The 11,637-nt window shown below is 70.9% G+C and carries 10 protein-coding genes; 4 read left to right on the top strand and 6 right to left on the bottom strand.

Annotated features, from left to right (window positions below; translation table 11 throughout):
* Window positions 1-27: 27 nt before the first annotated feature.
* From ACZZZB_RS12530 to ACZZZB_RS12510, 5 genes are all read right to left on the bottom strand, one after another.
* Entirely contained in the window at window positions 28-1,602 is a 1,575-nt protein-coding gene (locus ACZZZB_RS12530) for an ABC transporter substrate-binding protein (protein ID WP_192006250.1), read from the bottom strand.
* Window positions 1,599-2,825, bottom strand: coding sequence for an FAD-dependent oxidoreductase (locus tag ACZZZB_RS12525; protein ID WP_463529840.1), 1,227 nt, complete (start codon window positions 2,823-2,825; stop codon window positions 1,599-1,601). Before ACZZZB_RS12525 ends, ACZZZB_RS12530 begins: the two co-directional genes overlap by 4 nt.
* Window positions 2,822-4,114: an FAD-dependent oxidoreductase gene (locus ACZZZB_RS12520; RefSeq protein ID WP_192006254.1), complete on the bottom strand. Its 1,293-nt coding sequence runs from the start codon at window positions 4,112-4,114 to the stop codon at window positions 2,822-2,824. The genes ACZZZB_RS12525 and ACZZZB_RS12520 overlap by 4 nt, the downstream gene beginning before the upstream one ends.
* A 170-nt stretch (window positions 4,115-4,284) precedes the next feature.
* Window positions 4,285-5,640 carry an NADP-specific glutamate dehydrogenase gene (gdhA, locus tag ACZZZB_RS12515; protein WP_064296885.1) on the bottom strand — a complete coding sequence of 452 codons (1,356 nt, stop codon included), beginning with the start codon at window positions 5,638-5,640 and terminating at the stop codon, window positions 4,285-4,287.
* 188 nt (window positions 5,641-5,828) lie between these two features.
* Window positions 5,829-7,118, bottom strand: coding sequence for an MFS transporter (locus ACZZZB_RS12510; RefSeq protein WP_425357596.1), 1,290 nt, complete (start codon window positions 7,116-7,118; stop codon window positions 5,829-5,831).
* Between the two features lie 93 nt (window positions 7,119-7,211).
* On the opposite strand from ACZZZB_RS12510, the gene ACZZZB_RS12505 reads away from it, so the two are divergent.
* Window positions 7,212-7,880 carry a GntR family transcriptional regulator gene (locus ACZZZB_RS12505; protein WP_463529839.1) on the top strand — a complete coding sequence of 223 codons (669 nt, stop codon included), beginning with the start codon at window positions 7,212-7,214 and terminating at the stop codon, window positions 7,878-7,880.
* 120 nt (window positions 7,881-8,000) lie between these two features.
* Here the strand turns inward: ACZZZB_RS12505 and pheA are convergent, their stop codons facing one another.
* Window positions 8,001-8,963 (bottom strand): prephenate dehydratase, encoded by a 963-nt coding sequence (gene pheA / locus ACZZZB_RS12500; RefSeq protein ID WP_086475276.1) that lies wholly within the window; start codon window positions 8,961-8,963, stop codon window positions 8,001-8,003.
* Between the two features lie 289 nt (window positions 8,964-9,252).
* Between pheA and ACZZZB_RS12495 the strand changes: the two genes are divergently transcribed.
* The 3 genes from ACZZZB_RS12495 (at window position 9,253) to ACZZZB_RS12485 (ending at window position 11,632) form a co-directional block, all read left to right on the top strand.
* Window positions 9,253-10,821, top strand: coding sequence for an alpha/beta hydrolase (locus ACZZZB_RS12495; protein ID WP_463529838.1), 1,569 nt, complete (start codon window positions 9,253-9,255; stop codon window positions 10,819-10,821).
* Between the two features lie 125 nt (window positions 10,822-10,946).
* Entirely contained in the window at window positions 10,947-11,189 is a 243-nt protein-coding gene (locus ACZZZB_RS12490) for a ribbon-helix-helix protein, CopG family (protein ID WP_192006260.1), read from the top strand.
* Window positions 11,186-11,632 carry a type II toxin-antitoxin system VapC family toxin gene (locus ACZZZB_RS12485; RefSeq protein ID WP_159876102.1) on the top strand — a complete coding sequence of 149 codons (447 nt, stop codon included), beginning with the start codon at window positions 11,186-11,188 and terminating at the stop codon, window positions 11,630-11,632. The genes ACZZZB_RS12490 and ACZZZB_RS12485 overlap by 4 nt, the downstream gene beginning before the upstream one ends.
* Window positions 11,633-11,637: the final 5 nt, after the last annotated feature.

The following is an 11,637-nucleotide window of genomic DNA, read 5'->3' as shown; positions in this document are numbered from 1 at the left end:
CGCTGGCGCACACCCCGGCGGCGACGGCTACTTCGTTCGGTCGAGGACCGCGAAGCGGAAGGTGTAGGTGGCGTCGAGCGTGTCCTCGAGGCCCGTCACGTTCTTCTGGGCGAGGACCGTCTCGGTGCCCTGGAGCAGCGGGATGATCGGAGCAGCGGTCGCGGTCAGCGCCTGGATCTGCTCGATCGCCGCGATGCGCGCCGCCGGGTCTGTCGCCGTCGCCTCGGTGTCGATGAGCGCGTCGACGGCCGGGTCGGAGTACCCGTTGGCGACGGACGCGCCGGTCGTCGAGTACGCCGATCGCAGGAAGTTGTCGGGGTCCGGGTAGTCCGGGAAGAACCCCAGCTGGTACGCCGGGTAACCCGACTCCGGGTTCAGCTCCTTCACGTAGCTCGTCCACTCCGTCGACTGCAGGTCGACGGTGAACAGGCCGGACGTCTCCAGCTGCGACTTGATGAGCGCGTACTCCTGGTCGGAGTCGGGGCCGTAGTGGTCGCTCGTGTACTGGATCGGCAGGGCGACCGGAGTGCTGACGCCCGCGGCCGCGAGGATCGCCGCGGCCTTCGCCGGGTCCGGCGCGTCACCGTACGCGGTCTGGAACGCGGGCGTCGCACCCGTCTGACCGTCGAGCACGACCGAGTACGCCGGCGCGTAGGTGCCCTTGTAGACCTGGTCGGCGATCTCCTCACGATCGACGAGCGACGCGACCGCCTGCCGGATGGCGAGCTTCTGCGCGTCGTTCGCGCCCGGCTGGGTGTTCAGGTTGAACGTGAGGAACCGCACCGAACCGCCCGGCCCCTCGACGACCTGCAGGTCGGAGTCGCTCCGGAGGTCGGCGACGTCCGTCGCGGTCAGCGAGCGGTAGGCGATGTCGACGTCGCCCTTCTCCAGGTCGAGCCGCAGGTTCGACGCCGTCGTGTACGGCTTGAGCACGACGTGCTGCGTCTTCGCGCGCGTCCCGGAGTAGCGCGAGTTCGCCTCGAGGGAGAGCAGTCCGCCCGCCTGGTAGCTGTCGACGGCGTAGGGGCCGGAGCCGATCACGTCGTCGTCGCTCAGCAGCTTGTCCGCCGGGAAGACCTCTTCGTCGACGATCGGCCCGGCCATGCTCGTGAGCACGTAGGGCCAGGTCTGGTCGTTCGGCACTGTGAGGTGGAAGACGACCTGGTTGTCGTCACCCTCCTCGACGCTGTCGAGGTTCGCGAGCAGCGGCGACGGACCGTTGTCGGCGGCGATCTCACGGACGCGGGTGAAGGAGTAGACGACGTCCTCGGCCGTGAGCGCGTGGCCGTTGGAGAAGGTCAGCCCCTCCTTGACCGTGCAGACGTAGGTGGACTCGTCGGTGAAGTCGCACGATTCCGCCGCGTCGGGGGCGGGCACGACGTCGCCCTCGTCGTAGCTGAGGAGGTGCTGGTAGATCTGGTTCTGCGGCGTGAACGAGCCGCGATCCCAGGCACCGGCCGGGTCGAGCGAGACGATCTGATCGGTCGTGCCGATGACGAGCGCGGTGGTCGTGGTGGTCCCGCCCTGGGCCGTGCAACCGGTGAGGGCGGCGACGACACCGAGGCCGATGGCGACCGTGGCGAATCTGGCGGATCGGTTCATGGAGCGGTTCCTTCGGGTGACTGCGGGGGTGCTGATGCTGATGGCGCGACGGGGACCGCGTGGGCGGCGAGCGCGAACCTCGGGTGCGGTTCGGCTCCGTCGACGAGCTCGGCGATGAGGCGTCCCAGCACCGGGCCGAACTTGAACCCGTGACCGGAGAATCCCGTCGTGACGATGATGCTGTCGATCCGGTCGATCACGAAATCCTCGCTGGGGCTCAGATCGTAGAGGCAGCTGATGGTATGGGGTGCGGACGCGTCGACGCCGGGCACCCATTCGGCGACGTAGGCGGTGAGCCGCGCGAGTTCCACGGGTTCGGCGAGGCCGTCGCGTTCGTCGGGGTGGACGTGGACGGCACCGCCGTGCAGCCCGACCTTGACCCCCTCGCCCGGCGTCAGCAGGCCGTACACGCTCGACCCCTCGGCGGGATAGTGGACGAAACTCGGCCAGGCGTCCGCGCCCAGTTCGCTCGGGAAATGCGCGGGCTGGACCTGCGTCACGACGATCTCGGGCAGCGGACGACCGACGCTGCGAGCGAGGTCGCCGACGAGGTCGGGTGTCCAGGAGCCGGCCGCGACGACCACGTGGTCCGCGGCGACGTCGCCCAGCTCGGTGCGGACGACGGCGCCGGCGGCACCCGCGGTCGGGTCGTTCGACTCGGCCGGTTCGACGCCCGTCACCCGCACGCCGAAGCGCAGGGTCGCTCCGGCCACCTCGGCGAGGTCGAGCAGGGCCTCGATCGCCTCGGCGGAGTACAGTCGCCCGCCGGTCGCGTGGTGGAGGACCTCGCGGTCGAACCGCAGTCCGGGCCAGCGGTCGCTCGCCTGCTCCGGGGTGAGGCGCTCCGACGCGATCCCGCCTCGGGTCATCGCCGCCTCGATCGCCGAGAGCATCTCGGGTCGGCCGTGGTCGAGCGCGCCGGTGAGGTCGAGCAGCGTCCGTCCGCTCGCCGACTCGAGCTGCCGCCAGGCCGCGAGCGCCTCCGACGTCAGGGCGACGTAGTCGTCGGCGTCGTAGCCCTGACGGAAGATGCGGGTCGCGCCATGTGAGGAGCCGTGCTCGTGACCGCGCGGGTACCGCTCGAGGAGCAGCACGTCCCGGCCCTGCTCGGCCAGTGAGCGCGCAGCCGCCGCACCGACGATCCCGGCACCGATGACCACGACCTCGGCGCGCGCCGGCAGCGCGGTCGGCGTCGCGTCCGCTGCCGGACCCGGCGCGGTCATCGGCCCGACTCCGCAGGCAGGCCCGACTCCGTGGTCTCGCGGGTCGCTGCGGTGGCGCGCGCGTCGACCGCACGACGAGCCGGCATCGCGGCGGCCACGGCGGCCTCGTCGGCGAACGGACGGGACGGGAATCGACCGGGCGCGTATCGCGACGCGTCGACGAAGGGGCTCTCACCCGTGACCATCAGTTCGGCGAGCATCCGGCCGAGTCCGGGGCCGTGCGTGACGCCGGACTCGTTGTCGCCGGCCACGACGTACAGCCCGTCGAGCTCCGGCAAGGGGCCCGCGATGAAGCGGCGGTCCGCGGTGTACGACACGATCCCCTGCACGGCTTCGGCGTCGTCGACGACGGGCGCGGCGGCCGGGATGAGCTCGGAGATGATCGGCGACAGGTGCTCCCGCATCGCCTCGACGAGGTCGGGGCGGTCCGGGCGACGGTCGGCCGGGCTGTCATGCAGCGCGAGCGCCTCGTAGCCGACGCCGTTGCCATAGGTGAGACCGCCGAGGTGTTCCCGGATCCACAGTCCGTCGAGTTCCGGGATCATGAGGGTCGGCACCTCGCCGAGGCCGAACGGGGCGGTGGTCAGGCGGCTCGCGATCACGCGTGCGAACGGCAGCACGCGGTCCGTGGCGGCGAGGAGTCCGTTCGTCCAGGACCCGGCGGCGAGGACGACCTCGTCGCCGAGGACGCGCTCGCCGGTGGCGGTCAGCACGCCGACGGCTCGGCCGCCCTCGGCGAGGAGATCGACGACGGGCGTGTGCTCGACGATCTCGACGCCCTCGGCCCGGGCGAGCGCCGCGAGCGCGAGTCCGGCGTCGGGCGCGCTGATCTGGATGCCGTCGGGATGGATGAACGCCCCGACGATGGTCTCAGGGTCGAGACCTGGAACGAGCTCAGCGGTCTCGACGGCGGTGAGCAGGCGGGCGTCCTCGGGTCGGAGCGGGTGCTCGGCGAACGGCAGCAGGTGATCGAGCACGGCCTGCTCGGTGAGCGCGAGCCACACGTTGCCCGTGTTCCGCAGACCGATGTCATATCCGGCCGCGTCGAGCCCGCGGTAGAAGTCGAGGCCCGCCTGCTCGAGGGCGAGTTCCGACTCGTCCCAGTACCAGGCGTAGCCCGCCGCCCACAGGCCGACGAAGCCCGCTCCCGCCGCGGTCGTCGCTCCGGCGGCGGTGCCCGACTCGAGGACCGTCACCCGTCGCCCGGCGCGGGCGAGGTGGACGGCGGTCGCCAAGCCGAAGAGGCCGGCACCGACGATGACGGTGGTTGCGGGGCGGGGGTCGGTCACCCTTCGAGGCTAGTCACTCGCCGTCCAGGAGCCGACCACCCCGTCGCAATCCGACACCCGCCGTGTCCTTCGCCGGCGGATTCCGCGTCCCCGACTCAGGAGGTGCGCGGCGCGGCGGTCCCGTCAAAGGACGACGCGCCGGAGCACTCCTGAGTTGGGGACAGAGCGGGCTAGATGACGCCCTGGGCGAGCATCGCGTCCGCGACCTTCACGAACGCGGCGGTGTTCGCCCCGACGACGTAGTCACCCGGCCGACCGTAGCGCTCGGCGGCTTCGTAGGCGGCACGGTGCACGCCGTGCATGATGCCGCGCAATTTCACCTCGCTGTCGTCGAAGGACCACCGCTGCCTGGCAGCGTTCTGGCTCATCTCGAGCGCCGAGGTCGCCACGCCACCGGCGTTCGCCGCCTTCCCCGGGCCGAAGAGGACGCCTGCCTGCTGAAACACCCGCACGGCCTCGGGCGTCGACGGCATGTTCGCACCCTCCGCGACCGCGATGACGCCGTGCTTCACGAGGGCGATCGCGTCGCGTTCATGAAGCTCGTTCTGCGTTGCACTCGGCAGCGCGATCTCCCCCGGGACGTCCCAGACGCTGCCGCCGGCGACGAAGTGGGCGCCCTGACGGCGGGCGGCGTACTCGGAGATCCGGCCGCGCTCGACCTCCTTGATCTGCTTGAGGAGCTCGAGGTCGATGCCGGCGTCGTCGACCACGTATCCGGAGGAGTCCGACGCGGTGACGGCGGTCCCGCCGAGCTGATGGACCTTCTCGATCGCGTAGGTCGCGACGTTCCCGGAACCCGACACGATGACGCGCTTGCCCTCGACCCCGCGGCCGTCGACGGCGAGCATCTCGTCCACGAAGAACACCGTCCCGTACCCGGTCGCCTCGGTACGCACCTCGGCGCCGCCCCAGCCGACACCCTTGCCGGTGAACATGCCCGACTCGTGACGGTTGGTGATCTTCCGGTACTGGCCGAAGAGGAAGCCGATCTCGCGCGCGCCGACGCCGATGTCGCCGGCAGGGACGTCGGTGTGCTCGCCGAGGTGGCGGTAGAGCTCGTTCATGAAGCTCTGGCAGAAGCGCATGATCTCGGCGTCCGACCGCCCGTGCGGGTCGAAGTCGCTGCCGCCCTTCGCGCCGCCGATGCCCTGCGCGGTGAGGGCGTTCTTGAAGATCTGCTCGAACCCGAGGAACTTCACGATCGACAGGTTCACGCTCGGGTGGAAGCGCAACCCGCCCTTGTACGGGCCGAGCGCCGAGTTGAACTGGACGCGGAATCCGCGGTTCACCTGCACCCGGTTGCGGTCGTCGGTCCACGGCACACGGAAGACGACCTGCCGCTCGGGTTCGACGAGACGTTCGAGGATGCCCGCCTCGAGGTACTCGGGGTGTTCGTCGAGCGCCGGGCGGATGGACTCGAGGACTTCGAGGAGCGCCTGGTGGAACTCGGGTTCGCCCGCGTTGCGCCGCAGGGCGGCCTCCGCGACGGCGTGGACGGGGTCGGTGGACGTGGTGGTGCCGGTCACTGTGGTGCTTTCTGATCGGCCGACCAGGCGTCTCCGGCTGTCGCTCGACGGTGGTCGGAGGCAGTGGAGCGCGACTCGCCGGCGGGGAGGTACACGGGCCGTCGTGGGGCCTCGGCAAGCCTGGCAGCCGCGATAGATATCCGTCAAACGTCGACTAGACGAGCCGGCCGGACCAGTGGGACGACGACCTAAAGGTGGTCGTGCTCCGCGGCCTCGCTCGGGATGATCGGGATCGCGAGGGCCGGGAGCACCGCGACCGCGAGGAAGGCGAGCGGATAGCCGACCAAGCCGATGAGCGCACCGACCGCCGGACCGACGACCGACGCGGCGATGAACTGGCCGGTGTTCTGCGCTCCCAGCGCCCGCCCGGCCCAGGCGGGGCCGGCCATCTCGGCGACCGAGGTGAAGGCCAGCCCGTTGTCGGCGACCGTCACGGCACTGGCGACGACGAGCGCGACGGCGACAGCCACGGGCCACTGCAGCAGCCCCACGCCGGCGAGGAGCAACATGACGACGACCGCCGACACCGCCACCCAGCGCAGCGGTCGCACCCGGCTGCCGACCCGGTCGCTCAACACCCCGACGCCGATCCGACCGATCGCTCCGACGAACTGCGCGACACCGACGAGCACGCCCGCCGCGAGCGCGTTCCAGCCCTGATCGGTGACGAGCCAGACGAGCGCGAAGGTCGTGAGCGTGAACTGCGGCACCACGAGCAGGATCGATACCGCGTGGATGCGCCAGAGGAAGCCGTCGCCTCGGTAGGGGTTGCGTGGTCGCGCGGCCACGGGGTTCGGCGTCGTCTCCGTCGAGACCGGCTTCGGCACGACGGTCCGTGGCGGATTCCGGAGTCCGACGGTGCAGGCCACGGCGAGGACACCCGTCGCGACGAGCGAGATCAGGAGTGCGGCGGAGATGCCCGACGCCGCCGCCACGGACGGCACCGTCACCGCGGCCGCCGTGACGCCGAGCGGCTGTGACATCTGGCGGATCCCCATCGCGAGGCCGCGGCGGTCCTTCGGGAACCAGCCGACGACGATCCGGCCGCTCGCCGAGTTCGTGCTCGCGGAGGCGGCACCACCGAGGAGGAGCAGGATGCCGAGTGGACCGTAGCCGAGCGAGGGGATGAGGCCGTCCGCGGCGATCGCCCCGGCAGCGGCCAACGCGGTGAGGGCGAGGCCGCCAGCGATGACGATGCGCTCGCCGACACGGTCGGCCAGCCAGCCCCAGGCGATGAGCGTCAGCACCATGCCGAGCGTGGGGGCAGCGGCCAGGACGCCGGCCTCGGCGAGCGACATGCCCCGCTCGGCGTGCAGGAGCGGGATGAGGAACGCCGGGGTGCTGACGAAGAGCGTGCCGGCGGTTTGCGCGGCGACACCGAGCCCGAGGACGGTCCAGGCCCGACCGGCGTTCGGCATCGGTGGGCGCGCGCCGCGAGCGGTCGCCGGGGCCACGGGGGCTGGTGTCGTTCCGGTCATCGTGCCGCCTCCTGCGCTGGGCGTCTCCCACTGCTAGCATGACGGTACACCATTTTGGTATACCAATCGCCACCGGCCGGATCGGGAACACGGATGAGCACTCCGACGCAGACCACGCAGCTGTACGAGCGCCTCCGCGGGGCGATCCTGACCCTCGACCTCGCGCCCGGGCAGCCGCTCACCGAGCGGGGGCTCGAGCAACGCTTCGCGGCGTCACGGACGCCCGTGCGCGCAGCACTCACCCGGCTCGAGGCCGAGGGACTGGCGCGTCGCGACGGCCGCGGCTGGATCGTCGCCCCCATCGACCTCGAGGAGATCGGCCTCATCGCCGAGGTCCGTGAGGCGCTCGAAACCGCCGGCGTCCGACTCGCCGCCGAACGCGCGACCGAAGCGCAGCTCGCCGCGATCCGCACCCTGCTCGACGAACCCCGCCCCGACGACGAGCACACGGTGCTCCGTGTCGGCGGCGACTTCCACGAGGAGCTCGCGGCACTGTCCGCGAACCACCTGCTCGCCGAAGGGGTGCACGGCGCGATGGTCCGGCTCGCCCGTACCCGCTGGCTCGAGGTGCAGACGCCCGAGGCCCGAGAGCAGGCCGCCACGGAGCACCGCGCCATCCTCGACGCGGTCGCGGCGCGCGACCCCGAGCGCGCGGCGGACCTCGTCGCGCGTCACATCCGCGGGACGAACGAGCGGCTCATCGCATCACTCACCGCCGACCAGCGTCGCCTTCGCGGTCACGGTGTCGACATCGTCAGCTGAAGCACCGTTGACGCGCGGTCGGCGTCCACAACTCCTGCACCCGGCCGCGAATCCCGCTGACACGCTGTCCCCGAGCTCGGACACGGACCGACAGCAGGAGTTACGCGCGAACGTGACACCTCAGTCGTCGAGCGGCTCCGCCGAGAGCAGCCCGCGCAACCAGTCGCGGGCCTCGATGAACACCTCGTCGTTGTACCGGGAGTGGTAGTCGACGGCGGTGCGATCGGCGCTCGGGTACGAGCCCAGGAAGATCACATTCGGGCTGAAGCGTCGGAGCCCAAGCAGGGCGTCGGCCATCCGCTCGTCCTCGATGTGTCCGAGGGCGTCGATCACGAAGCGGTACCGGCCGAGCGCGTCGCCGATGGGCCGCGACTCGATGAGGCTCAGGTTCACGCCTCGCGTGGAGAACTGCTCGAGCATGCCGAGCAGCGAGCCGGACTCGTCGTTCGGCAGCTCGACGATGAGGCTCGTCTTGTCGGCGCCCGTCCTGGCCGGGATCTCCCGTGAGCGACTGACGACGACGAAGCGGGTCACGGCGTTCGGGTTGTCGCCGATGTTCTCCGCGAGGACGTCGAGGTCGTAGTGGTTCACGATGCCGGGCGGGGCGACCGCGGCGTCGGCGGTGGAGGTGCCGTCGAGGAGCGAGGCCGCGGCGGCGACGTTGCTCGACGCCGGGATGTGTCCGTGCGAGGGCAGCTTGGCGTCGAGCCAGAGGTGGCACTGCCCGTAGGCGACGGGGTGCGCGTTCACGACCGAGACGTCCTCGAGGCGGGTTCCGGGGCGGGCGACGAGCACGAAGTTCACCGGCACGAGCACCTCGCCGACGATGCGGAGACCGGGCATCGTGGCGAGTGCATCCTGCGCCACGGACACCCCTCCGTCGACCGAGTTCTCGATGGCGATGACCGCGGCCGTGCTGCGGCCCTCGAGGACGTCGCCGAGCGCCTCGCCGACGTTCGACACGGGCTTCCAGATCTGGCCCCTGGCCTCCTCGACCTGGCCGAGCGCCACCTCGGTGAAGGTCCCGCTCGGACCGAGGAAACTGTAGCTCCGGAGGGCGTCGTCGGCGGGTGCGGCTGGCATGCCTCCGAGCGTACCGTGTGGTTCGCGACACGCCCTTGGACGACCGTTGACTCCCATCCAGGTCACATTCGGGTGATTTCCAGGAAGATCGGGTCATTTCGGCCCCGATACCCCCCGTTTTGAGCTATTCAAATCACGCCACTACCCGCCACAATGGATACAAGGGTGTATTGAGCGCTGCCGCTCGTCTCGGGAAGCGAGTTCACGGCCGTTCGTCTCCCCGATCTCGATGCGTGATCCATGTCGCGCGAGGCTCCACCCGACGGGCTGAGACAGGAACAGGAGTGACGTGACGAGTGTCTTCACCGACGCCGCCCCGCGGTCCACTCCCCGACTGAACCTGGCGAGCGGCAGCGAGGCCGCGTTCAGCCTCGGCTCCTCCTGGAGCCTCCCGTCGTTGTCGCTGCCGACCTGGGTGCACCGGCCGATCTCGGCGGCCCGCGCGACCCTCGTCAAGTCGCTCGTCATGACCGTCGCGATCGCCGCGATCCTGGCCGGCGTGGTCACGGTGACGCAGACCTCGACCGCCGGTGCGTCCGCGATCTCCGCCGCCGACTTCGCACCGGCGGCCTCCTCCGTCCCGACGATGACGGCCGCCGCCTTCACCACCGCCTACGCCGGGGATCTCGCCGCGGCGGCGACGACCCTCACGACGATGTCCTCATCGCAGGTCGCGCAGCTGTGGACCGAGCTCGCTCCTGGATACCGCGCACTGCTCATCACCGGTTACCCGGCGGTCATCGGCAACCTCGAGGGTGTCGCCTACACGGACCGGGCGACGGCCAACGTCTCCCGACTCGCCGGCCTCCTCGCCGACACCGAGGCGAGCTACCGCTCGCTGACGGTGAGCAGCGACCAGGTCGACGGGCAGGCGGACTCGGCGGCCCTCGCCACGACCCTGTCGCGCCTGGACGCGATCAAGCTGCTCGCCGACCGGTACGCACCGGACGCGATCGCCGCCCGCCTCCAGCCCGAGTACCTGATCACGTTGCAGGCGGGCGGCTCCGGACCCCCGCGGGTCGCGGTCGCCGTCGGAGACGTGGACACCGCCGCCTACGTCACGGTGCTCGTCCCCGGGATGAACAGCAGCGCCCTCGAACTCGACGACTACCTGCGCGGGGCGAAGCGCATCCAGACCGCCGCAGCCGACAGTGCGGTCATCCTCTGGATCGGCGGACACAGCCCGAGCGCACTCGAGGTGCCGTCGAACGACCGGGCCATCGAGGGGGCTCCCCTGCTCGCCGGGGTACTCGCCGGATACGACGCCGTCCGTTCCGCTCACGGCGTCGTCTCCCGGTTGAGCGTCGTGGCGCACTCGTACGGCACGGCGACGGCCTCGCTCGCGTTAGCGTCCGGCGACTATCACGTCGACGACTTCGTCATGCTCGGTTCGGCCGGCATCCCGACGGAGATCGGGATCGACGATCTGCACGTCCCGGCCAGCCGCGTCTACGCCTCCCAAGCGAGCGCCGACACCCTCGCCGGTCTCGGCCAGCTCCTGTCCGGTCGAGCCGACCCAGCGACGAGCTCCTGGGGCGCGACCACCTTCGGCTCGGACGGGCTGACGCTCGGCGACGGCGACCACCTCGGCGCCGTCGAGGGACACAACGCGGTCGGGTCGAGCAACGCCGACGACCGGGGCAAGTACCTCGGGCCGGCCACCGAGAGCCTCTACGCCATCCAGCGCATCGTCACGGGTCAGGCCTACGCGGTCGCCGACCTGACGACGCCCGGATCGTCCCGCCAGCGCACCTCCGTGCCGGACGCCGCGGGCGCCGGCGCGGGCGCATCCACGACGAGCGCCTCCACGACCGCCTCCGCTTCCGCCTCGGCCGCGGCGCTCCTCGCCACGCGCTAGTCGACGGCCCTCCACAGGCCCCCGGAGCAGGGACCTCTCCACAGATCTGTGTCGGCCCGCCCCTGCGCCGAGGGAACCGGGTAGCGTCGTTGACATACCGACATACGCCTTCGTAGGCTCGGCTCATGCGAACGACCATCCGACTCGCCGACGAGTTCTACGAGGCCGTCCGCGAGCACGCCTCGCAGGAGGGGAAGACCGTGACCGCCTACATCGAAGAGGCCCTGCGCGCGAAGCTGGCCGCAGCGGCCGCGCCGCCCGAGCGGGAGCCCTACAAGGTCGTGCCGTACGGCCAGGGAGGACCCCGCCCAGGAATCGACCTCACGAACAACGCGCAACTCGAGGACATCATGGACGGTTTCGAGTGAAGGTGGTCGACACCAACGTCCTCATCGGCGCGTTCCGACCCGATTCACAACACCACCGCACGCTCGCGACCTGGTTGGAAGATGCCGTCCGATCGAGAGAGCCCCTGGGCGTCAGCGAAGCCGTGCTCGCGGGGTACATCCGGATCGTGACCCAGCGTCGGATCTTCGTCGACCCCACTCCGATCTCCGTCGCGCTCGAGCAGATGCAGCGACTCCGCGACGAGCCCGGCGTTCAGGTCGTCCGCCCTGGCCCGTCGTTCTGGACGGTCTTCACCTCGCTCTGTGCAGCGGTCGAGGCCCAAGGCAACCTCGTCTCGGACGCGGCCCACGCCGCACTCGCGATCGAACACCGGGCCACCTTCGTCACGCTCGATCGCGACTTCGCGCGCTTCCCCGACCTCCGCTGGGAATCGCCACTCGCCACGGGTCAAGCGCCTTCCTGACATCG

This window comes from Plantibacter sp. AC185 (assembly GCF_979258065.1).
The sequence above is the reverse complement of the archived record's forward strand: the minus strand, read 5'-3'. Positions and strand labels throughout refer to the sequence as shown.